Below are 22,388 nucleotides of genomic sequence, written 5' to 3'. Positions count from 1 at the left end.
GGATTATTCGGATTATTCGGATTAATTGGATTCTCGGGATTATTCGGATTAATTGGATTATTCGGATTAATTGGATTCTCGGGATTATTCGGATTAATTGGATTATTCGGATTAATTGGATTCTCGGGATTATTCGGATTAATTGGATTCTCGGGATTAGTTGGTTGGTTGGGATTATTCGGATTATTCGGATTAATTGGTTGGTTGGGATTAATTGGCTGGTTGGTAGTGACGATCGCACTATTGCCCTGAGTGTAAGAATTTATGAAAGATTGTCCCTCAGTAATCGTACCATCCGCATTGCTCGCGATCGCCCCAGCCGTTCCATTTCCTCACTGTACCCGGTTGAGTGCCGCCAACAGTCGAGACACTCACAGGAGTACCGTTTTGGTCAAAAGTACCCGTCACCCGCACCAAACCCGGAGTCTGGATATTCACCGTACCGCCCGGAGCATTGATGGATGCAATGCTAATATCATTTTGAGCGTTAAGATTTACTCCAGAAGTGCGATCGACAACCACAGGATTAACATTTATTGCCCCGGTTCTGATTTGCCTTCCCGCTAAAATTTCCACAACTTCCGTAGCATTGATATTACCAGTAGTGACATTTCCCCTACGGCTAGTTAAATCAATTCCTACTCCCTGCAAATTACCCGCAGTCACATTTCCCACCGCATTTAAATTAATATTGCCCGTTGACAAAGTATTGCCGATCGCAATATTGCCACCGCTATTAACATCAACTGAACTTCCTTGCAAATCACCCGCAGTAAAGTTAGTCGGTGTTCTCGAAACAATGCTCGCAGCCGGAGCGCCGAAATCCCAACTTGTTCGGCAGCGGTGAGATTACCAGCGGTGACATTTCCGGTAGTGCTGTTAAGATTAATCCCAACTCCCTGCAAATTCCCGGCATTTAAATTGCCAAAAGCTGTCAAATCTACATTACCTGTAGCGTTGGTATTACCAGTGGTAACAGTTCCCGAATTGCTGGCAACATTAACTCCGATACCCTGCAAATTTCCTGAGTTTATTACATTTCCAGGAGCCCTGATATTGATATTTCCTGTTGATGCAGTATTAGTAGTTGTAATATTCCCCGTGGTGCTGGAAACATCCACTGCTCCCCCCTGCAAATTTCCGGCAGTTAAGTTGTTGGTTGCTCTCAAAGCAACGGTGGCAGTGGGAGCATTAACCGATGCTACATTAATATTAGTGTTCGCGTCCAGATTGACTGTGGGAGTAGTAGGATTAACTGGATTTGCTGCGATCGGATTAACAGTGATTGGCGCTGTAATGATTTGCTGTCCCGCTACAACTCTGACATCTCCCGTAGAGGCGATCGCACCCGTAGCGACATTTCCGGTGCGGCTGGTAGCTCCGACAGTCGCACCCGTGAGGTTCCCCACGTTTAAGTCCCCAGGAGCTGCCAAAGTGACATTCTCGGTTGCTGTAACGCTGGCAGGTGTAGTATTTGGGACGATTGTATTGGGATCGTTCAACACTCCCAGAGCGCCGGAGTTGCTGATAACATTAACTTGAGAACCCCGCAAATTCCCGAAATTGACATTGCCGAATGCTGTGAGTGCGATCGCCCCAGAATTCCCAGTGTCGATCGCGCGAGTTACTATATTGCCCCCAGTCGAATTCAGAGTAATATTGCCGTTGATATCAGCCGGAACGATGTCATTTGTCAAATTAATATTGTTAGCAGCCTGAATATTAATCGTCGAAGCAGACGTTAATCTGCCTCCAACTATCACAGCCCCTTCCCTGCTTTCGAGATTAATTTGACCGCCATTAATATTTCTAGTTGCCACCTCTTGCGCCGCCGACAAAATCACTGGCCCGCCTGCGGAAATGTTTTCCACAGAAATCAAAGTTCTGCCACTCAAAATTGGCGTCGAAGTGAAAATACTATCATCATCTACACTGTCAGAAGAAATACTCACCGGATTTGCCAAACTTGCTACTCCCGCCCGGAGAATTAAGGCTGGACTGCTAGTTAAAATAGCAATATCTGGATCTGAAGTCGCATTTTCAGTCCGCAATCCAACATCCGGGCCGGTAATTGTAATATCCTCCGCAACAATGCTACCCCTCGCCTCGACTTTCAGCGAAACCCCAGTATAATCTCCCAATAAAACATCACCTTCGGAACTGATAATCGGGTCAAATAAACTGACAAAATTTCCCGGCCTTCCCGACAGATTCCGCACCAAAAAATTGCCCCTTGAAGCAAAGTGAGCATCCCCAGAAATTACACCGTTGCTGACTAAACTCAAATTGCCACCGCTTTGAAATTGCGGGGGAAGAGATAAGCCGCCGGTAGCGTTTAAGGTGAGAATGTCGATCGCGCGATCGGCCCTAATCTCTAAATTCCCCCCAGCCTTCGCCAAAAAAGGATTCTGCACGCGATCGCGAACCCGCACCGCATCCCGTGCCAGCAAGTTCAAATCCCCCGCAGTTTGCAGCCTAGCCCCCGCTAACGTCAGATTTCCCGCCGCCGAAATAGTCGCACTTCCCGCATTCACCTGCGGAAGTACAGATATATTCCCAGCAGCGATCGCCACATCCCCAGAATTCACCTGCAAACCAGAGTCCACAAGCTGCACGCTACCATCAGCAGCAACAGCAACACCCGTCGCCTGATTTTGTGCAGAACCTGTCAGCAACTGCGGCAAAGAAACAGGATTTAAACTTTGTTGAGAATTACGCAAATTCTGGTCAGTTGGTATTTCCAAATTCAACAAAAGCCCCCGTTGACTGATCCGCAAAACATTCTCGCCCGGAACAGCAGCAACAGTAATTTGCCCGCCCGGTGCCGACAACTGCCCCGTACTCAAAACCGTACCGCCCAGCAAAGCCAAACTTTGGCCCGGAGTCACAGCCAAATTGCCAGCATTAACAATACTTCCCGGTTGATTCGCCCCAAAATAAAAAGCATTTGGCGCACCAACTAAGGCACTAAAATTATTTGTACCTGCCGCATTAAACCAATTAGAACCAAAACCCACATTATTAGCAGTAGTCGCAGTAAAAGCACCTGGCACATTCAAACTCGCGTTCGGGCCAAACACAATCCCCGCAGGATTAATTAAAAACAGATTAGAATTGCCACCCGTGACCGTAATTAAACCATTAATTAGCGAAGGGTTCCCACCAGCAATGCGAGCTAATATATTTTGAATAGCCGAATTAGTCAGAAAATTAGCAACTTGACCTTCATTCAAGCCGAACTGCCCAAAACTGTGAAAAAGATTCGCCCCGTCTCCCGACAAACTGCCACCGTTAATATCGTAGCGGTTACCATTGCGGATGACAGCAGTGCCAGTACCGTCAGCAGCAGGCACAACTGTTTGCGCCTGGGCGAAAGTATTAAAAATTAACAAAGAAAACGGACAAACAAATAGCCCGACCTTTTTAATCTTTAAGTTGACGTTTTTCATGGGCATCTACAGTCGATCGCAATTTCCCTCAATTATCGCACCCGCGAACAAAATAATCGTAAATAACAAATTAATTAACTCATGACAACTCCCACAATCAAAAGCTTGTACACAGACGGCGCTTGTTCCGGCAATCCAGGCCCCGGCGGTTGGGGTGCAGTCATCTGCTTCGCCGACGGCAAATGTCACGAACTCGGAGGTGCAGACCCTCAAACTACCAACAACCGCATGGAAATGCAGGCGGCCGTCGCTGCATTAGAATTTTTTGCCAATTCCGGTCAAACCGAACCAGTCACCGTTTACACCGACAGCGAATACGTTAAAAACGGCATCACCAAATGGATTCAAGGCTGGAAAAACAAAGGCTGGAAAACCTCAACAGGCAAAGATGTCGTCAACCAAGACCTTTGGCACCTGCTAGACAAGCTGAATTCCCGACAAATCAAGTGGGAACACGTCCGCGGCCACTCCGGCGACTTCTACAACGACAGATGCGATGAAATTGCCCGCAGCTTCTCTCACAATCGCACTCCCGCCCTGCAACAGCATCGACCAACAACAGATGAGTCTGGGTCATCGCCGCTAGACATTGAAAACCCAATTGTTTTGGAAGAAACGGACACAACTGGTAACAAAACGATAGAATCCTATGTCATAACTTCTGACCTTCCGATCTCCAACTCTACCATGATGGATTCAACTGCCGATACCCTGGAGAACTTACCCCGCGAGGTGAGGGTTCAGGAACTCCGCAACCTGATCGAGACGTTGCACATAGCTGACGAAGTTGCCACCAAAGGCTACTTGATTACCAGTTCTGAACTGGCTGATTTGATGGATGTAAATGCCAGCGCTGTCACCAGCCGCGGAGACAACTGGGTTTGGCGCAACTGGGTAGTTTCTCGCGTGCGCCGCGAGGGCAACCAAATTCTCTGGCAATTAGAGCGCATCGACCACGTTAGTACGACTGATTAATCATCAGTCATAAGTCCTCAGTCAGATTGTGACAAAGGCCTTCTGACTGCTGCAATATCTAGGACTAATTGCAAGAACTCAAACGGTAGGTGCGCGCAGCGCACCTTACCTGTTTCCAGAGAGGAAAAATAATTTAACTTATAATTTAAGAAACGCGAACAAATCCTGAATAAACAGTGAAAAACAAGAGTTCGATCGCTTTAATGAACTGGCTGCCACCCAAACCAGAAACCGTTTTGCTTTGCGACTCAATTGCAGCAGCTTCTGAAATGGCATTTATGCTAGGCGGCGAGTGGGATGGCTGCAATAGCTTGGTTCTACCTAAATCCGACAAGGTAGCAATTGAAACAGCCGCGAGTTTGCTGGAGACATCGTGGTGCTATCAAAAGGCGGCAGAACCGGTTTTAACTCGGCTGGGAGTTGACGAATTGCTGCGCCGTTATGCGGCGGGAGACAGATATTTTGTTAATGCTAACTTGAGATGCGCTCAATTGAGCCAACTTTGTTTGGAAAACATCGATCTGAGTTATGCCAAATTGAATTTGGCTGACCTGAGCGGCACTAATTTAAATAAAGCAATTTTAGCAGCAGCACAGATGCAATCGGCTAATTTGAGTGGCTGCAAATTGCATAAGTCACAAATTGTGAGGGCAAATTTAGCTGGGGCAAATTTAAGCAATGCTAATCTCAGAGGTGCCGATTTGACTAATGTAGATTTAAGTAATGCTGACTTAACAAATGCTGATTTAAGAGGTGCAACTTTAGGTAAAGTAGACTTGAAAAAAGCTTGCTTGGATGGGGCTATCTTTGAGTAAAACAAGTTGAGGGGCGACTGCAAATTATTCATGCCGCAGGTTCCAATTATGATTCATATTTGCGATCGCGCAGATCGCTTCCGGTCGATTACCATGACAAAAACGGTTCGTAGTGCGGACTTCAGTCCGTAGCATTATGCGGACTGAAGTCCGCACTACGAACCAATCCGAACAACGTTAAAGTCCAGGTATTTTATGCACATTGCAACTGTCACCGGCCCAGCGGGGCGACTCAATCTCACCGACACGGGCGCAGCAAGCAGCGCAGAAGCAGAACCCATCCCCGTCCTCTTCGTACACGGTATGGCATACCACCTCGGAGTCTGGGACGAGACGATCGCACTTTTGCGCGCCAATCTCGGCCAAAACCAGCGCATTTTGGCGATCGACCTCCGGGGCCACGGCGCATCCGATCCGCCCGCAGACGGCGACTACACCCCCGATAGCTGCGCCACCGACATCATCACCATCCTCGACGCGCTGAATATCCCCCAAGTAGCCCTCGTCGGACACAGCTTCGGTTCCCTCGTCGTCCTCGCCACCGCCGACTGCGCCCCAACTCGCATCACCCGCGTCATCCTAGCCGATCCCCCCGGTGACTTTAACTACCTGCCGCCCTCCGTGTACGAAGAACAGATGGTTCCCTTCCTCGCAGCGCTAGCGGGCGACAGCTACCGCGCTGCGGCAGAGGAAAAGTTCTCCCAAGCCCTCGACGGCGGTACAACTGCGACGCGCGAAACCACGATCGCACGCCTCGCAGCCACGCCGCGCGATCGTCTCATCGGTATGTACAAAGGTATGTTTGCTTACGATGCAGTTGGTGCGATCGATCGCATCCTTGCAACTCCGGGCACCCAAATCTCAGCAGTCCTCGCGCCGGCCAACTCCTGGCCTTTCAGCCTCCACATACTGCGCCCCCAAATTGCCACCACAGTCATACCAGAAACCAGCCACTGCAGTTGACAGTTGACAGTTGACAGTTGACAGTAGTCAGTTGACAGTAGTCAGCTCGCCCCCCGAGCGAAGCCGAAGGGTAGTCAGCAGTCAATAGTCAATAGTCAATAGTCATTGAAGGCGATCGATCTCCTATGTTGAACACCATTTAGGCATTTGCGAGATCAGAAACCGACTTTTTAACCACCAAGAATTGGTTGAAAGCCGGAACCCTTTTCCGGTGACTGTTTAAACAACATCGATGTAACCGGAAACGATATCATTACTCCAATCCTCCTCCTTCCTTTATCAAGTGCACTCAAGCGATCAACTGTCAACTGTCAACTGTCAACTGTCAACTGTCAACTGTCAACTGTCAACGACAATCATCCAACAAAGCATCAAGTTCAGCAGCGACTTTCCACGGATTTCGACCCTTGAAAACAGCAGCGATCGCAGCTTCATAAGGATTTCTGCCAGTTTTTTTCACAGCCGCGATCGCCTTTTGGTTAGAAAAACCCCGCCCGCTAACCAACCAAGCAGCCAAAACCTGTCCTGTGCGCCCAATCCCGCCAGCACAGTGAACCACCACCCGATCGCCCGATCGACTTGCAGATGTCAAAAACGGTAAAATGCGATCGACTAAAATTTCGCGATCGGCCAATTCAAAATCTGCGATCGGAGCCCAGCAAACGCGATCGCACCCAAAAACATTTCCATAGCTTCCCAACAAGTCACCATAGCCGATGAGTTGTGTCTGGGGAAGCAAGCAACAAACTCGATCGATCTTCTGTCGCCGCATAAAATCAATCCAGCCAGCAACTTCCTCATCGCGGTAGCCCGGTTTGGCCGCACCAAACACAACTAATTCATCCTCCGCAGCCGCCGCAAACTTGTACATCAGCCCTCAATTTCAATCCTAAAATAACTTAGAGATTTTTAGATATTCTTACTTTACTTCTTAAGTGGCTAGCTTAACTGTCTAACTGTCCTGGACGTTCACCATAAATCAGGACAAAGTTGATATATCAGCGTGCAGCGTTAGATTTCAACCAATCAGGCAATCAACCCCATGCTATTTAAGTATGGCGATCTGTCCTATTATTTCAATTCACATTTCACTCAAATTCACAGCAAAGTCTTGAGTGCAATGCTCACCTATCGCCGCATCTGGCATCTGCAAATAGCCAATTAGATTTGCAATTTGTAGATAAGTTCTTAACGTATCGCGACACTTTATAGTGCCCGATACAGTTCAGACAAATTCATCATTTTTTTTGGAGAAATTTAACATGGCTAAGATTCCAGGTACTCCCAAAGACGACTTACTACATGGCACTCCTGATAACGATACTCTCACAGGTTTAGCAGGCAACGACACTCTCTACGGTAAAGCAGGAGATGATGAGCTTGATGGTGGTTCTGGTGCAGACAAAATGTATGGTGGTAGCGGTAATGATAAGTACATTGTCGATAATATTGCTGACGTAGTTACTGAGTCTGCTGCCGAAGGTATCGATCTGGTAGAATCTACCGTCAGCTACACTTTAGGAGTGAACGTCGAAGACCTGCATTTGAAGGGAACCGCTGCCATTGATGCGACGGGAAACAACGCGCACAATGCTATTCTAGGTAATGATGCGAACAACTCTCTCTATGGTTTAGGCGATCGCGATTACTTATTTGGTGGAGGTGGTAACGACTTCCTAGATGGTGGTGATGGCGATGACCAAATCTATGGTGGTACAGGCGACGACATCATATATGGTCGTGCTGGTGCCGACGACATGAATGGTGGTAGCGGTAATGACCTTTATTTGGTTGATAATGTTGCTGATTTAGTTACCGAGAAAGCTGCCGAAGGTACTGATACCGTAGTCACTTCCACTATCAGCTATACTTTGGGTGCAAACGTCGAAAACCTCACCTTGAGTGATGCTGCTGATATCGATGGCACTGGTAACGAATTGAATAATTATATGCTGGGTAACGCTGGCAAGAACTTCCTCAAAGGTGAGGATGGAGACGATTTAATCAATGGTAGAGGTGGCAGAGATATCATTCTTGGTGGTAATGGAATTGACACGCTTTTAGGTGATGCTGGAAATGATGACATACAAGGCATGAAAGGTAACGATATCCTCTACGGCAACGATGATAATGACCAACTTTCTGGTGGTGGTGGCGATGACCTTCTTTATGGCGGAAATGGTAATGATGTCTTAACTGGTGGTGGCGATATCGATGCTGCTGGCAATAACATTCTCTACGGTGGTGCAGGCGCGGATGGATTCAGATTCTATTTTGCTCCTACAGGAATTGACACCATCAAAGACTTCCAGAAAAGTGAAGTTGACAAAATTGAAATTCACCGCAGTTTTGGTGCTACTTCCCTAAACCAATTCAGCTATAGCAAGACTACTGGTGATTTATTCTTCGGTCAAGTTAAGTTTGCCACTCTTGAGAATAAGCCAGCAGACTTCTTAGTATCCCGAGATATTGTGCTATTGCCATGAGGATGAATTGAATTGTATCTGAGTTAAACAGACTTGACATTAAGTCCGTTTAACTCAGATATTACACCATTTTCAATCAGCAATTTACGGGGCAGACAGGATGTTCTGCCCCCACTAAATCTTAGGTATGTAGTTGCGCTTGAGCGCTCCGGAAAGGTATGTTGTTGCGCTTGAGCGCTCCGGAAAGGTATGTTGTTGCGCTTGAGCGCTCCGGAAAGGCACGTAGTTGCGCTTGAGCGCTCCGGAAAGGCACGTAGTTGCGCTTGAGCGCGCGCTTGAGCGCTCCGGAAAGGCACGTAGTTGCGCTTGAGCGCTCCGGAAAGGCACGTAGTTGCGCTTGAGCGCTCCGGAAAGGCACGTAGTTGCGCTTCAGCGCTCCGGAAAGGCACGTAGTTGCGCTTCAGCGCTCTTTTATATAGCCTTTCGAGCGATAGATGAGGTATGACTGTAAATCGAGTTGTTAGGCGCATACCTTGCTACACAATAACTCTAAGGAGTGAGTTCATCCCAACAGCGTCCGCGAATCTTTCGCTCGCAGTGTTATATTTAGAAAGAGCGCTGAAGCGCAACAACGTACCTTTTGGGAAACATAAAAATCTGATGCACCCTACAAGTCTATAGTAGCGTGCTAGTTACAATACCGGATGCAAACAAAAGAGTACCCATTGGGCACTCTTTTGTTTGTTTAGATGACAGCATAACTGACTGAATGGCTGAATCTAACCCTGCTAAAAAAAAATTAAATCTTAGTAATATTTATCTTTCAATCTTAATCTATAGGTGGTTTTTTGATATTAGCTTAAGTGGCTAGCTTAACTGTCTAAATGTCCTGGACATTGGCTGTCACTCAGGACAAAGTAGATATATCAGCGTGCAGCGTTAGATTTCAACCAATCAGGAAATTACCTAAATAATGTTTAATTATTGTGGCATTTCCGATTGTTCTAATTCGCATTCAACTCAGATTCACAGCAATGTGTTTAGTGCGACGCTCACCTATCGCGACAGCTTGTATCTGTGCGATCGCAAAATCGATCGATTGTGAATCTAATTCGCAAATTGCAGATTGGTTCTGAACTTTGAGAACCAGAGAAAACAAGCAAACAAACTACAAATTTTAGGAGAAATTCCGATGGCAAAGCCAATTATCGGTACATCATTCAACGATACGTATTTGGATGGTACTAGCGGGGCTGATACTATCTATGCCTTAGCGGGTAACGACTCCTCATCTGGCGGGGCAGGCAACGATACGATGTATGGAGGGTCTGGAAATGATACCTTGTGGGGATACTCGGGCAATGACCAGATCTTCGGTGAAGAGGATAATGACTACCTCTATGGCGAACAAGGCGCGGATACTGTCTGGGGAGGTGGAGGTAATGATTATATCAACGGTAGCAATGGTTTATTCAATAGTACCGATTCTGCTGATAAACTCTACGGAGAAGCCGGCAACGACACCTTAGATGGTTGGACTGGTAACGACACTCTTGACGGTGGATATGACAACGACCTCTTGCTTGGCTCCTTCGGTAATGACTACCTCGACGGTGGTTATGGCAACGATAATCTTTCTGGTGAACCAGGAAATGACACTCTCTTTGGTGGTGGTGGAGCAGATAATTTCATTTTTTACTCCACCCCCGCCTATGAAGGCATTGATTTGATCCAAGACTTTCATTACTGGGAAGGTGATAAAGTCCAAGTCTCGGTAAGTGGAATGGGAGTGTCTTCAGTCAGTGAATTTCAATACAATAACAGCACTGGTGCGCTGTCGTTTAAAAACCAGCAATTTGCCAAAATACCGGGTGGATTTCGTCCCGATTCGGATATCGTCTTTGTTCCTTAGGACTTGTCGCGCTTGCTAGGACATTCCTGGACAAATTAGCTAAAAAAAACCGGGTTTTTTACCTAATCTATGGACTTCAACCAAGGATTTTGGTAAAAAACCCGGTCTTTGATTATTTGTGTGCCGGAACATAAAAAATTAACATCGGCGCTTTGAAAATTAAAAAATCTTTTGTTTGGTAGCCTTTCTTAAGTGGCTAGCTTAAGTGGCTAACTGTCCTGGACATGATTCATGGAGTTGAGTTATTTTGTTAATGTGCTGATAAGTCGGAGCACTGTTTAAATTTGTAAGAATTTTAATCAAAAGCTTGAGTCTGTTTATAGGCACTGCGACCCATAAATAGTCAGCTTGCAAATTTCATGCGACTTTACCTATTTGTTTAACTCCAAAAATTGTAATTATTTGAATTTTAATTGTTGTTAAACAATTCTAGGTTCATTATTTCAATGACAACTTTTTATCAGGTAAGACATCATGGCTTTACAACCAGATCCATCGGAACCGCGCCGCTTAATTGGTGACAATACATCCGAAAACGTTTTTTTATCGATCGCAGATGCCAATAATTTTCCTTTGGGAGTCTGGATGCTCGAAGGTGACGATACAGTTAACATTTCAGCAGCTAACAATTTGGTGTATGGCAATGAAGGAGAAGACGTTCTCAGGGGAAACTCGGGTAATGATTCCTTATTTGGAGGCAGGGGGAAAGACTTACTAGGTGGAGAGGCTGGAAATGACTATCTCAGCGGAGGGCAAGATGCAGATTTGATTTATGGGTTTGGGGGAAACGATATTTTATTGGGCGGTAGAGGCAATGATTTCTTAGTTAGCGGTAATGGGTATGACACTCTTATTGGGGGTTTGGGACGAGATATTTTATTGGGATTTGATGACAATATTTCTGGGCCTAAAATCGGCAGCAACTTGTATGTCTTGCAAGCAGAACCCGGAGTTACAGATATCAATAATGCGGATCTGATTAGCCTTTTCAGAGTTGGTTTCGATCGAATTGGATTAGCAGGGGGTTTGACTGCTGGCGATGTAGTTTTGGAAAACCTGACAAATGTGACAATTATATTGGGGTTTGACGGGCCACAAGTTTTAAAAGACCAAGGTCTGACAAGTTTACTAAATCCTGGCCCTATTGTAACGACAGGAACTCTCATCAAAGTTAAAAATTCCGGCAATATATTGGGTTTTGTTGATGGTGTAACTCCAGCCCAGGTTCAAGGCAATATCATCTCGGTTCAAGGATTTTAATTTGCCACGATCCCAAATCTGGTTTGGTGGTAAGTGAGGTACATAGAAACCCTGTTTCTAGCAAAAATTCTGCATCAAAACCGAGATTTTTTATCAGGTAAGACATCATGGCTTTACAAACAGATCCATCCGAACCGCGCCGCTTAATTGGCGACAATACATCCGAAACAGTTTTTTTGTCGATCGCAGATGCCAATAATTTTCCTTTGGGAGTTTCGATGCTCGGAGGCAACGATACAGTAGACAGTTCGGTAGCTAACAATTTGGTTTAGATCCCAAATCTGGTTTGGTGGTAAGTGAGGTACATAGAAACCCGGTTTCTTTAAGAAACCGGGTATCAACTGTCAACTGTCAACTGTCAACTGTCAACTGTCAACTGTCAACTGTCAACTGTCAACTGTGTGCCCCCAACACCTCCAAAGTGGCTTTCTGAGCTTGTGTAATACCCGTGACTCCGGTAATATTCATAGCTTCATAGGGGCGATCGGCTCTGAGAGTTTTCAAACATTCACCTGTGTTGACATCCCACAGCTTAATCGTCTCATCAGCGCTGGTGCTTGCAAGAACAAAGTCGCGATTTTCTGCCTCATTCGAGACAACAGGACGCCAAGCAACAGACCAAATTTGACTTGTATGTCCCTGTAGAATTTTCGTGCATTCTCCCGTGCCCGCATCCCAGAGTCGAATAGTTCGATCGTGCGAACAACTGGCCAGCATTTCACCGTCAGGACTCCAGACTGCTGCTTTTACCATATCGCTGTGTCCCTGCAAAATTTTCAGACACTTGCCAGTACAGCTATCCCAGAGTCGGATGCTCAGATCCTGGGAAGCACTAGCAAGGGTTTGGCCATCCGGGCTCCAAGATACATATCTAATGGAACTTTCATGTCCCTGCAAGACATCCACGCATTGACCGGTGCTGCTATCCCAGAGTCGCAGATTTCCATCGTGGGAACCGCTAGCAAGGATTTTGCCGTGGGGACTCCAGGCTAAACTCCCAACCCAACTGTCATTTCCCTGCAAGATGTTCAGGCATTTCCGGTGCTTAACATCCCACAACCGAATATTCAGGCCGCCCGCCGCGCTGGCAAGAATTTGACTGTCGGGACTCCAAGCGACAGCCCAAACCCAGGCTGCGTGTCCTTCGAGGGTTGCCAAACATTGGCCGCTGCTGGCATCCCAGAGTCGAACCGTGCAGTCATCGGATCCGCTAGCAAGGGTAGTGCCATCGGGACTCCAGGCTAAACCCCAAATCCAATTGGTGTGACCCTTTAATGTTTTCAAACATTGACCTGTGCGAGGATTCCACAACCGAACCAGACGATCGCCACTGCTGCTGGCAAGGATCGTACCATCGGGACTCCAAACCGCCGCAAACATAGAATTGCTGTATCCCTGCAATGTTTTGAAATTTCGGCACTGATTCGATCGACTGCGATCGACCTCCCACAGTCGCACGGTTTGATCGTGGGAACCACTGGCGATCGTTTTCCCGTCTGGGCTCCAAGCTACAGTCACGTTCCAAATCGAATTGCTGTCTCCCTGTAAGGTTTGCAAGCATTGACTGCTTTCTATATCCCAGATCGCGATATTCTGGTCTCCGCTAGCGCTGGCGAGCATTCTGCTATCGGGACTCCAGGCGACTGAAAATACTGCCCGATCGTCTCTTTGCAAGGTTTTGAGACATTTACCGCTGTCGGCATCCCAAATCTTCACGGTTCGATCTTGACTCCCTGTGGCGAGAAGTTCTCCGTTGGGACTCCAAGCAATTGACCAAATTCCCTTAGTATGTTCGGATAAGATTTTCAGGCACTCACCATTCTGTATATCCCAGACTCGAACCGTTCCATCTAAGGAAGCACTGGCGAGGATTTGACCGTCGGGACTCCAAGCAACAAACATCACCCAATTACTGTGGCCCTGCAAAATCTGGCAACATTCTTTGGTACGAGTATCCCACAGTCGAATCTGGCGATCGTCCCCGCTAGCAAGGATGTGTCCGTGCGGCTGCCATGCTAGGGTTCTGATGGTAGTCTGATGTCCTTGCAAGATTGCCAAACAACTTTCTGATTCAATACTCCACAGTCTGATAGTTCGATCGGCACCGCCGCTGGCGAGGACATACCCTGCTTCGTTTCCCCCGTTAAGAGGCAAGGGAAAGAGACTCCAAGCCAGCGCCCAAACCCAACCGTGATGCGATCTAAATATGGCTCTGGATTGTCCGTTAGAAACTTGCCATAGGGACACCAGATTATTGCTATCTCCAGTTGCTAGCAGTTGACTGTCGGGGCTAAATGCAACCCTTAAAATACTGCCTAACGGTTGGGTAAACCGCGATTTTGATAGGTCAGAATGGGTGAAATTGACTCGATGCAGGTTCACATCCTGAAGATCGGCTTGCCAAATGCTGAGATAGGAAAAGTCGTAGTCAGTTAGGTCAATCTGAAGGTGGCGTAATAGATTGATAATATTGCCACCAGTGTATCCAGCCTGATTCGGACACTCGGTTTGCAGGCGATATAGAATTTGTTTTAGTTGATATGCGATGTCTTTTTGAGAACCCAATTGACTCAGCAACCGATCGCTCAGTGGCTTTAAAATCATGCGATTTTGGCTGTCGCGAATGTAGTCTTTGTCCTGTGCTTTGATTAAGGCATGGGTTTGCAATAGGGAAGAATTTGACAATGGAGTCGGCGATGAGCGATCGGCAATTTCGTCACAAATGCGATCGATCAGTGTCTGCGTGACATATTCCATCACCACAGGTTGTAATGTAAACTGACCTGCGTTAGTTTCAATCAACGATCGCCATTTCAAATTTTGCAGGGCTTCCATCAACTGCGTTTGGGATATGCCAGCATTCAAATCTTCTCGAAGTTCGGCAAAGAAAACCCATTCGCGATCGATCGCCAACCAGCACATTACTTGAGTCTCTAAGATTGAAAGACGACTGCATTGTTGTTGAATCAAATCTGAAACATCACCAAATACAGTAACGTTTTGTTCTAGGAAAAGACCAATATTGCCGCTGAACAAATCTCGAATGGTGGTGGCAACGATTTTTAAGGCTAGGGGATTGCATCGATAGCGATCGCACAAATCCTGTTTTTGACTGTCCGATCCAGTTAATTCCGTCGCCTCAATCAATGCTTCGGAGGCTTCTGGACAACCGCCCAAGGACAAGCTTTGTACTGCTAAGTCGCCCGCTTCCGATTGAGCAAATTGAGGGCATTTTTCCCTGGTGGTTAACACCAAACAGCTTTGATGGCGAGTTTCGGCCACCGCGCGCAACATTTCTCCGTAAGCTTCATAGCCGGGACGATATTGTCCACTCTGATCCCCTGGTTGTGACAGGCTTTCGGTATTGTCTATAACGATCAGACAGCGATGATTCCGCAGACACTGAATCAAGCTGCTAATTTCTGCTTTTGTATCCTGTTGTCCTGAGAGAAATGAGACTAATTCTGCTAAGAAAATTTCCGGCGGCGGGGCATTGCGGAGGCTTCGCCAAATGACGTAGCTAAATTGGTTTTGTAGCTGTTCTGCTAATTTGACAGATAAAGCGGTTTTCCCGATGCCACCAATCCCAAAAATACACACCAACCGACAATTATCTTGTAAAATCCATTGGGTGAGGGTGGTAAGTTCTGCGGTACGCCCGTAAAAGCGGGAAACATCTATGGCTTCTCCCCAATTTTGGGCGATCGACTTTACAGGCTGGCGTTCTGCGGTTGTTGGTTCTGGCTGGATGTAGTCTTGCTCGGTTATAGTCAGGTTAAAGGCGCGAAATAACTCTTCTAGGGTTTGGCGATCGACTGCTGCTTTGCCACTTCGCAGCCGTCCGATCGATCGAGCACTGAGCCCTGTCAAATTGCTTAATCGCTCTAATGTGTAAGCAGAACCGCCATTTTCAGCAATGGCTAATTGTTCCTGGGTATTCTGTAGACGCTGCAAACCCCAATCTGAAAGAATCACGCCTCGGCGCTTGCGCTTTTGCGGCAGTTTAGTCATCAGAAAAATCGGTGTGAAACCCCGTCCTTATAGGACGGCTTTACAATTAATTGGCAATGCGCCACGAGTTCGGGGACAAAAACTTACAATCTCCCGGCAACGCATTTTGGCACAACCGCTTGCCAGTCCCTAAACTGTGCAAACTAATTGTTTTCCGGTTTGGGTCTTTTTTCGTTGGTGACGCTTGCCAGCCACCGACATAGCAAAACCCATACTTGGGATGTTTGACGATTGAGCCGCGTTTAAACCCTGCGCTAATCGTACCGCCATATCTAGAACGAATATGACCGGGAGCGTGTTGCAATCGATGTAGCTGTCTTCTGTGAAACTCCAGAGGCATCACTTCTATCAACACTGTGTTATCGGGTTCAAAATGTCCTCCAACATACCAATTAGCAAGCACCCAAGAATCAACGCAGTGAGCCTCAAATTTGTTTGACAATTTCTGCTTTGATTTCTTGAGTCCCAGACTTTGACGCAGATTGTAGGTATCGTTACCCGTTTTGATTTCAAGGTGTGCAATACGAGTAAGTTCCCGATAAAACCAGCGTTTGCCTACTTCCAGAGGGCTAAACGACACGTTCCACTTGCGTGCGTTTTTCCTCTTTCGGGCTTTGATATCTTCGACGACGAAAGTTGATACCGGAAACATCAAGGTTAGCCATTTAGCTATTCTTAATTTCCACTGCCACCTCGCCTTAGTCGATGGGGGCAGGCGATGTTTGTTGACCAGTCGGTTTGCTCGGTTTTGGCGGCATGGCGTCTTGCGAAAACGTCTGGCGCGTCGCATATTTCGCCGTGTCTCAATATGGTCTTTCACCCAATCGACGGCGTGGGTTTGCACGTTGAGGTAGGCATGAGCTTTGGATTTGACTGTAAAAGCTTCTCGCTTTGAACCTGGGTCAATACCAACTGCTATTGGTTGGCGGTGCGTGTTTGATGGTTCTACATTGAGTCGAACGCAAAACACTCCTTTTTTCCAAAATGGGGTGGCGATGCCCGCCTTAATCCAACGCCGCGCACGACTTGGCGTAGTAGGCATTAGCGGTCTGTTTTCACTATCTAGAACTGGTACAAACATTTACGGTAAGTCTCTTGCGAGTATATATTTCCCTTCGACACTGACAGCTATAGAGGTTAAAAACTAGGGAGGCATTCTTGACGTATTTCGAGCTACCACGCCCAGGCTGTTCAGTTTTTTGTCCCAACGATGCGGTTGGCGTCTAGACACTATTTTAGTCTCAAATTAAGAAGTTGGTGAATCTCCCTCTTTCAAGCCCCATGCCTTAAGGCTGGGGTTAGTGACATTTTAACTATTTCAACTATTCCAACTTGAACTTAGGACTTGTTGTTACATTCGTAGTGTCATTTAACCGCTATAAGATTCGATCGCGCGTGCGTCGGGAGTGTCCGCTCTCAAGCTGCGGACTGAAGTCCGCACTACAAACCGTTTTTGTTATGTTAATCAACTGTCAACTGTCCCAGGTCAACTGTCAACTGTCCCAGGTCAACTGTCAACTGTCCCAGGTCAACTGTCAACTGTTTTTAAAGCTTGTCATATCTCAAATCTAGATTCAACCCGTCATTTGCCGTAGTCAATTGTTACAAAAAAGATACAAAAGCATCTATTTCTCCTCGCAACTCGTCTTACTCTATATCGAGTCCGAATGATTAGCGACTATTTTATCAGGGACAATGCAACACTTAACTCAGCATGATTTTCAAATTTTTTCAGGATGCCTACAGGAACTATACAAAACTTGTAGCGTTGAGGATTTCTCATCTCATCTGCTGGCGATCGTCTCGAAGGTTATTTCCGCAGTAGATTACACCTACACCACCCTCTCCTTCGAGAATAGCAAGACTACCTCCCTCGACTATAAACCCGCCCCTGGGTTCGATCGCCTTGATACAGTGAATTTTGAGAAAGTTGCTCACCAGCATTTTTACGAAAACCCTCTAGTCGGTAATTATCTCCGAACTCGTGACAATCGAGCGCATAAGGTTTCAGACTTCTTAAACGAGCAGCAACTGCACCGTCTGGAAGGATTGTATGGAAAGGTGATGCAGCCTAGAGGAATCAAGGATCTGATCGCAGTTTCACTACCTCTTGCTTTGGCTGCTAAATCTGCGAGCAAGCTCTACTCTGGACAAGATGATATTATTGCGATTACACTTTTGGGAGATCGGATTTTTACTGAGCGCGATCGCTATTTATTCAATTTACTGCACCCTCATCTGGTACAAGCCCAGCAAAACATGAATCAGTTTACCCAAATAGAACAGGAGTGGGTAGAACAGCGTCATACTCTGGAGGCATTAGGAATTATTTCTCTCAACGGAGATGGGCAAGTTCAATTCATGAGCGAACGAGCTTTGCATTGGCTGAAACAGTATTTTCAAGACTCACATTTTTCAACAAAATGTTTGCCAGACAATTTGCAGAGATGGGTTAAATATCAGTTGTCGCTGGTAACACCAAGTGATGAAATCCCTGCACCTCATTTACCGCTGAAATTAGAACAAGCAGGAAAACAATTAATTGTACGCTTTCTGACTGAGCAACCGCTGGAAAAATATCTATTGTTGCTTGAAGAAGAGGAGTTTTTAACTCTATCATCCGTATCTTTGGAATTCCTAGGATTAACCAAGCGGGAAACAGAAGTATTGTTTGAGGTGACGCAAGGTAAGACTAATCCAGAAATTGCGGCAACACTGAGTCTGAGCATTGGTACAGTCAGAAAGTATTTAGAACATATCTACTCAAAGCTGGGAGTACAAACTCGTGCGGAGGCGGTAGTAAGTGCTTTGAAACAGCTTGGGAAACTTCGTTAAAGTGGGAATTTACTGATTGTATTCCCAAAGGAGTTGTTAGGATGGATAAGAATTCCGGCTTCTTAGTAGAATCGGCTCATTTTCCAAAATCGATTTCTATCTCTCTTTGGTTACTTTAGGTGATTTAAAAATCATGTCAAATCTTGTGAATCCAGAAGATTATGATTCGATCGCCCAGACGAATGACGAGTCGATCGCACTTGCGATCGCGATTACGGTAATTCCTCAAGAAAACGGGTACACACTGGTTTTTGCGAGAATCTCCCAAGTGCGATCGAACATTTGCTCGATCGAATGGTGTGGCCCTCAGTCGATTGTAGATTTTCAACAGTTGACAGTTGACAGTTGACAGTTGACAGTTTGAGAGCTACCTCTACCCTTAAGTCAGAGAATTGGAGTAATGAATCGTCTTTTTAATTTCTCCCTCAAATGGTTCCGGCTTTCAACCAATTCTTTCTGGTAGATTTTAGATTTACTTTTTTTTAGCGAAAGATGAAATACCACAGCAAAAGCAGATCGAGCTAATTGATTTTAGCCGAGAACTGACATCAGATTTTCTGTTACCTCAGCGGGAGCATCTCAGTTTTGCATTTGTAGTGCTGTCCCCGCACAGCAAAGCTTTATAAAGCACGCGAGCGAGACGCTCGCACTGCGTAAAAAATGCTTTTTACCAAATTGGGATGCTGCCCGAACATCAAGCTACTTGGCACGTTATTGCTCATTTTGCAAAACTAGGATAAAGCGTTGCCATCCCTTGCGGTTCGTGGCTGTATTTCCCACTTTGCGAAGGTGTGTATGTCTCGTTATACAAACAGAGGCTATCAGGATTTTTCAACACAAACTGCATCATCCGCCGATGGGCTTCACCTCGGAAAAACTGTTTCAGATCGGCTTCTGAACGCCAGTAACTGACCATAATCACTTCCTTTGGCCCACAAATTCCTGCTTTCACTTGCACGCAGCCTTCAGCTTTACCAGTCGAAGTGCCGATCGACACTAGATTTTTCCACATCCAGAAAAACCCCGCGCGATCGCGTGCCACAAAGCCGTTGACAAACACCACTGCTTCCGCGCGATCCGGCAAATCGATCTGGTAAATCGAATATCTGTTTGCATTTGCCATCTTCAAACTCCTTGAAAATCTTACTACCTGGAAATTACATATTCAATCTCACGACTATTCACTAAATTGAATATACAATTTATGATATATTCAACTTAGTGAGTATGTCAACCCCTAGCCTATGTCTCTTAGCTATGCCATTCTGTCAGTCTTAGTAAGCGCCCCCAGCAGTGGCTACGACCTAGCCAAGCGCTTCAATCCCTCTGTGGAAGGATCGGTTGGTTTTTTTTGGAGTGCCAGCTTCCAGCAGATTTACCGAGAATTGAGCCGCCTCGAAGAAAAGCAGTGGCTGCAAGCCGAATCCGTACAGCAGGAAAATCGACCCGACAAACGTATCTATACCGTGACGGGATTGGGTAAACAGCAGTTGTGTCAATGGATTGCTGAGTCGGAGGAGATGGCACCAATCAAAGATGAGTTACTCGTCAAACTCTATGCTGGCTATCTGGTGTCTCCTCAGATAATCGTGGCAAAACTCGAAGTGCACCGCCAGCAACATCAGCAGCGATTAATGATTTATCAACAAATTAAAACCCAGGAATTTACAAATCCCCAAAAGTTGTCAAACAGCCTAAAATTTCAGTACATGACTTTACTGCGCGGGATTCACTACGAAACAGGCTGGCTAGCTTGGTGTGACGAGATCCTGCTGTTGCTGCAATAAGTGCAAGGCGAAGGCAATTTTTTACTAAAATTCTGCAATTTTCTCCTAGATTCCTGAGTGGTAACTTTTCTAAAGTATTAGCAGCAGTTTCGCCAGGTAGAAAGATGATCCAAATTCAAACGACAAATATGACCCTCCCTCTCTGGGGTTTGGTAATTTTCATCCTGTGGACGATCGCAATTGTCATCGCCCTCATAGCAGTCAGGATTCGGCATCTATCTGCGGGCGGATCTCCCAAAGATTTTGGTACACAAAACGATGAAAGCTTGCTGTGGCGACTATTTAGAGTACAATCTAACTTGATAGAAAACCTGCCTTTGTATTTGGGAGTTTTTTTTATGCTAACAGTTAGGGGCGTCTCTGGAATAGCCGTAGATTCGCTGATTGTTGCCTACATTGTATTTCGGCTGCTGCATTCAATGATTCACATCGCCGGTCTCAATCCCATGTTTAGGGTATTAAGCTTAGGGATGCAGTTAAGCTGCTTGTTAGCCTTAATTGTTATGGCAGTTTTGTAGTTGATGACTTACACAACGAACACATATATTGTAGGGTGCGTCAAGCCCACAATCTAATTATTTCGCACGCAGCCTAAGTCTGACGCACCTTACTTACAAGTCTATAGATCGTCTAAAATTACTGTCTGTGATTTCGCTAACCAACCTAAATTATGGAATCGCGTTAGCAATCTTTGGCTGGTATAATAATAAGCTGTTTTAGTTTTTACATTTTGGACTGACTCGCGTCCCCAGGCCACAAAAGTTGGATTATTTTTGAGATTTAGTTTAAATACTGAGCGAGCTTATTTTTAAACATAAATCGTAATCTTTTTAAAATTTAACAGTTAATTTTCCGCAATCCCCCTGACAACTGCTGTATCAAAAGGCTAAGCTAGATACAAGCTTAAACTTCCTTTTCTAGAGACAAACCGCAGCCAATTTCACTCGCCTTTTAACTATGGCAAAAGAATTAGCAATAGACACTCGCGGACTTACCAAACAATTCGATCGCCATATTGCCGTCAATGACATCGACTTGCAAGTCGCCGCTGGCGAAATCTGCGGACTCATCGGCCCCAACGGTGCGGGCAAAACTACCTTGCTGCGAATGTTGGCCTCCGCTGAAGAACCTACTACAGGGGAGATTTACATCAACGGCAAACGCTTGTTGCGCGATCGATCTAATCCCACTCTCAAACAGCGCATCGGTTTTCTTCCCGACGATTTTCCGCTTTACGACGATTTGACTGTTTGCGATTATTTAGATTACTTTGCCAGACTCTACAACCTGCGACAACCCCGGCGCAGAGAGCGCATCTATGCAGTTTTAGAACTCGTGCAATTAACCAACAAGCGCAACAGCTTAATTTCCACTCTGTCGCGGGGAATGAAGCAGCGCCTGAGTTTGGGGCGCACGATTATTCACGAACCGCTGTTGTTGCTGTTAGACGAACCAGTTTCGGGTTTAGATCCGATCGCGCGATCGCAATTTCGCGAAATCATCAAATCCTTGCAACAAGCCGGCATGACCGTAGTCATATCATCCCACGTTCTCAGCGATTTAGCCGAACTTTGCACCTGGGTAGGGATTATGGAATTGGGCTATCTTGTGGAAAGCGCCCCTTTACAAGAACTTTACAAACGCCTCGGGAAACAGCAAATTTTCCTGTCAACTTTGGGCAATATAGAAGCACTGACATCCGAACTCAAGAACTTTCCTTGGGTTGAAAGTTGGGAAATAGTGCCGGAAACTCAGCAGGTGTGCGTTCATTTTTCAGGAAGCCGGGAAGATGCAGCGAATTTATTGCGATCGCTCGTCAATGCCAATATTCCCCTCACAGAATTTCACTGCACTCAAGAAGACTTAGAAACTATCTTTCTGAAAATGGGACACAAACAAGCATCTTAAATAGCCTTGGACGCACGGGCGGTCAAAAACCTGGTTTTTACCAAAAT

General features: G+C 46.1%; 20 protein-coding genes. 14 read left to right on the top strand and 6 right to left on the bottom strand.

What is annotated here, in order from left to right:
* Positions 1 to 252 (top strand): hypothetical protein (locus JGK20_RS28985; protein WP_293233053.1); only part of this gene is annotated, 252 nt, incomplete at its 5' end.
* A gap of 27 nt (positions 253 to 279) precedes the next feature.
* On the opposite strand, the gene JGK20_RS28980 is transcribed toward JGK20_RS28985, so the two are convergent.
* Complete coding sequence (locus JGK20_RS28980) at positions 280 to 762, bottom strand: hypothetical protein (RefSeq protein ID WP_293233051.1); 483 nt, start codon at positions 760 to 762, stop codon at positions 280 to 282.
* Positions 681 to 3,449 carry a filamentous hemagglutinin N-terminal domain-containing protein gene (locus JGK20_RS28975; protein WP_293233049.1) on the bottom strand — a complete coding sequence of 923 codons (2,769 nt, stop codon included), beginning with the start codon at positions 3,447 to 3,449 and terminating at the stop codon, positions 681 to 683. Before JGK20_RS28975 ends, JGK20_RS28980 begins: the two co-directional genes overlap by 82 nt.
* A gap of 81 nt (positions 3,450 to 3,530) precedes the next feature.
* On the opposite strand from JGK20_RS28975, the gene rnhA reads away from it, so the two are divergent.
* The 3 genes from rnhA to JGK20_RS28960 all read left to right on the top strand — a co-directional run bounded on the left by rnhA (position 3,531) and on the right by JGK20_RS28960 (position 6,202).
* On the top strand, positions 3,531 to 4,424 hold the full coding sequence (gene rnhA / locus JGK20_RS28970) for a ribonuclease HI (RefSeq protein ID WP_293185270.1): 894 nt from the start codon (positions 3,531 to 3,533) through the stop codon (positions 4,422 to 4,424).
* Positions 4,425 to 4,600: 176 nt separating this feature from the next.
* Complete coding sequence (locus tag JGK20_RS28965; RefSeq protein ID WP_293233047.1) at positions 4,601 to 5,239, top strand: pentapeptide repeat-containing protein; 639 nt, start codon at positions 4,601 to 4,603, stop codon at positions 5,237 to 5,239.
* A 195-nt stretch (positions 5,240 to 5,434) separates the two neighbouring features.
* A complete protein-coding gene (locus tag JGK20_RS28960; RefSeq protein WP_293233045.1) occupies positions 5,435 to 6,202 on the top strand; it encodes an alpha/beta fold hydrolase in 768 nt (255 codons plus the stop codon).
* 346 nt (positions 6,203 to 6,548) lie between these two features.
* Here the strand turns inward: JGK20_RS28960 and JGK20_RS28955 are convergent, their stop codons facing one another.
* On the bottom strand, positions 6,549 to 7,073 hold the full coding sequence (locus JGK20_RS28955) for a dual specificity protein phosphatase family protein (protein ID WP_293185276.1): 525 nt from the start codon (positions 7,071 to 7,073) through the stop codon (positions 6,549 to 6,551).
* Between the two features lie 391 nt (positions 7,074 to 7,464).
* Here JGK20_RS28955 and JGK20_RS28950 point away from each other — a divergent pair, with 391 nt between their 5' ends.
* The 5 genes from JGK20_RS28950 (at position 7,465) to JGK20_RS28930 (ending at position 12,072) form a co-directional block, all read left to right on the top strand.
* Complete coding sequence (locus JGK20_RS28950) at positions 7,465 to 8,688, top strand: calcium-binding protein (protein WP_293210192.1); 1,224 nt, start codon at positions 7,465 to 7,467, stop codon at positions 8,686 to 8,688.
* Between the two features lie 913 nt (positions 8,689 to 9,601).
* A complete protein-coding gene (locus JGK20_RS28945; protein ID WP_293179112.1) occupies positions 9,602 to 9,733 on the top strand; it encodes a hypothetical protein in 132 nt (43 codons plus the stop codon).
* Positions 9,734 to 9,754: 21 nt separating this feature from the next.
* Positions 9,755 to 10,540: a calcium-binding protein gene (locus JGK20_RS28940; protein ID WP_293233043.1), complete on the top strand. Its 786-nt coding sequence runs from the start codon at positions 9,755 to 9,757 to the stop codon at positions 10,538 to 10,540.
* A gap of 474 nt (positions 10,541 to 11,014) precedes the next feature.
* Positions 11,015 to 11,800 carry a calcium-binding protein gene (locus JGK20_RS28935; RefSeq protein WP_293233041.1) on the top strand — a complete coding sequence of 262 codons (786 nt, stop codon included), beginning with the start codon at positions 11,015 to 11,017 and terminating at the stop codon, positions 11,798 to 11,800.
* A gap of 107 nt (positions 11,801 to 11,907) precedes the next feature.
* Positions 11,908 to 12,072 carry a hypothetical protein gene (locus JGK20_RS28930; RefSeq protein ID WP_293179121.1) on the top strand — a complete coding sequence of 55 codons (165 nt, stop codon included), beginning with the start codon at positions 11,908 to 11,910 and terminating at the stop codon, positions 12,070 to 12,072.
* A gap of 121 nt (positions 12,073 to 12,193) precedes the next feature.
* On the opposite strand, the gene JGK20_RS28925 is transcribed toward JGK20_RS28930, so the two are convergent.
* Positions 12,194 to 15,811 (bottom strand): NACHT domain-containing protein, encoded by a 3,618-nt coding sequence (locus JGK20_RS28925; RefSeq protein WP_293233039.1) that lies wholly within the window; start codon positions 15,809 to 15,811, stop codon positions 12,194 to 12,196.
* A gap of 46 nt (positions 15,812 to 15,857) precedes the next feature.
* Positions 15,858 to 16,892, bottom strand: a complete 1,035-nt coding sequence (locus tag JGK20_RS28920) for an RRXRR domain-containing protein (protein ID WP_293179127.1) — start codon at positions 16,890 to 16,892, stop codon at positions 15,858 to 15,860.
* A gap of 614 nt (positions 16,893 to 17,506) precedes the next feature.
* Between JGK20_RS28920 and JGK20_RS28915 the strand changes: the two genes are divergently transcribed.
* Together JGK20_RS28915 and JGK20_RS28910 are read left to right on the top strand one after the other, a co-directional pair.
* Positions 17,507 to 18,646, top strand: a complete 1,140-nt coding sequence (locus JGK20_RS28915) for a helix-turn-helix transcriptional regulator (RefSeq protein ID WP_293233037.1) — start codon at positions 17,507 to 17,509, stop codon at positions 18,644 to 18,646.
* A 133-nt stretch (positions 18,647 to 18,779) separates the two neighbouring features.
* Entirely contained in the window at positions 18,780 to 18,995 is a 216-nt protein-coding gene (locus JGK20_RS28910) for a hypothetical protein (protein WP_293195784.1), read from the top strand.
* Between the two features lie 369 nt (positions 18,996 to 19,364).
* Here JGK20_RS28910 and JGK20_RS28905 read toward each other — a convergent pair whose 3' ends face one another.
* Complete coding sequence (locus tag JGK20_RS28905; RefSeq protein WP_293195781.1) at positions 19,365 to 19,769, bottom strand: DUF4188 domain-containing protein; 405 nt, start codon at positions 19,767 to 19,769, stop codon at positions 19,365 to 19,367.
* A 121-nt stretch (positions 19,770 to 19,890) separates the two neighbouring features.
* Here JGK20_RS28905 and JGK20_RS28900 point away from each other — a divergent pair, with 121 nt between their 5' ends.
* The 3 genes from JGK20_RS28900 (at position 19,891) to JGK20_RS28890 (ending at position 22,341) form a co-directional block, all read left to right on the top strand.
* Positions 19,891 to 20,433, top strand: a complete 543-nt coding sequence (locus JGK20_RS28900) for a PadR family transcriptional regulator (RefSeq protein WP_293179139.1) — start codon at positions 19,891 to 19,893, stop codon at positions 20,431 to 20,433.
* 128 nt (positions 20,434 to 20,561) lie between these two features.
* Complete coding sequence (locus tag JGK20_RS28895) at positions 20,562 to 20,951, top strand: MAPEG family protein (protein ID WP_293233035.1); 390 nt, start codon at positions 20,562 to 20,564, stop codon at positions 20,949 to 20,951.
* 439 nt (positions 20,952 to 21,390) lie between these two features.
* Positions 21,391 to 22,341 carry an ABC transporter ATP-binding protein gene (locus JGK20_RS28890; protein WP_293179145.1) on the top strand — a complete coding sequence of 317 codons (951 nt, stop codon included), beginning with the start codon at positions 21,391 to 21,393 and terminating at the stop codon, positions 22,339 to 22,341.
* The last annotated feature ends 47 nt before the right edge of the window (positions 22,342 to 22,388 follow it).

It is taken from the genome of Microcoleus sp. PH2017_05_CCC_O_A (assembly GCF_020738785.1).
Classification (GTDB): Bacteria; Cyanobacteriota; Cyanobacteriia; order Cyanobacteriales; family Microcoleaceae; genus Microcoleus.
The sequence above is the reverse complement of the archived record's forward strand: the minus strand, read 5'-3'. Positions and strand labels throughout refer to the sequence as shown.

Bases quoted from the DNA above. Each gene is read 5' to 3' on its own strand.
- JGK20_RS28975 (WP_293233049.1), bottom strand. From the start codon at position 3,449: ATGAAAAACGTCAACTTAAAGATTAAAAAGGTCGGGCTATTTGTTTGT.
- rnhA (WP_293185270.1), top strand. From the start codon at position 3,531: ATGACAACTCCCACAATCAAAAGCTTGTACACAGACGGCGCTTGTTCC.
- JGK20_RS28960 (WP_293233045.1), top strand. From the start codon at position 5,435: ATGCACATTGCAACTGTCACCGGCCCAGCGGGGCGACTCAATCTCACC.
- JGK20_RS28955 (WP_293185276.1), bottom strand. From the start codon at position 7,073: ATGTACAAGTTTGCGGCGGCTGCGGAGGATGAATTAGTTGTGTTTGGT.
- JGK20_RS28950 (WP_293210192.1), top strand. From the start codon at position 7,465: ATGGCTAAGATTCCAGGTACTCCCAAAGACGACTTACTACATGGCACT.
- JGK20_RS28945 (WP_293179112.1), top strand. From the start codon at position 9,602: ATGTTTAATTATTGTGGCATTTCCGATTGTTCTAATTCGCATTCAACT.
- JGK20_RS28935 (WP_293233041.1), top strand. From the start codon at position 11,015: ATGGCTTTACAACCAGATCCATCGGAACCGCGCCGCTTAATTGGTGAC.
- JGK20_RS28930 (WP_293179121.1), top strand. From the start codon at position 11,908: ATGGCTTTACAAACAGATCCATCCGAACCGCGCCGCTTAATTGGCGAC.
- JGK20_RS28925 (WP_293233039.1), bottom strand. From the start codon at position 15,811: ATGACTAAACTGCCGCAAAAGCGCAAGCGCCGAGGCGTGATTCTTTCA.
- JGK20_RS28920 (WP_293179127.1), bottom strand. From the start codon at position 16,892: ATGTTTGTACCAGTTCTAGATAGTGAAAACAGACCGCTAATGCCTACT.
- JGK20_RS28915 (WP_293233037.1), top strand. From the start codon at position 17,507: ATGCAACACTTAACTCAGCATGATTTTCAAATTTTTTCAGGATGCCTA.
- JGK20_RS28910 (WP_293195784.1), top strand. From the start codon at position 18,780: ATGTCAAATCTTGTGAATCCAGAAGATTATGATTCGATCGCCCAGACG.
- JGK20_RS28905 (WP_293195781.1), bottom strand. From the start codon at position 19,769: ATGGCAAATGCAAACAGATATTCGATTTACCAGATCGATTTGCCGGAT.
- JGK20_RS28900 (WP_293179139.1), top strand. From the start codon at position 19,891: ATGTCTCTTAGCTATGCCATTCTGTCAGTCTTAGTAAGCGCCCCCAGC.
- JGK20_RS28895 (WP_293233035.1), top strand. From the start codon at position 20,562: ATGACCCTCCCTCTCTGGGGTTTGGTAATTTTCATCCTGTGGACGATC.
- JGK20_RS28890 (WP_293179145.1), top strand. From the start codon at position 21,391: ATGGCAAAAGAATTAGCAATAGACACTCGCGGACTTACCAAACAATTC.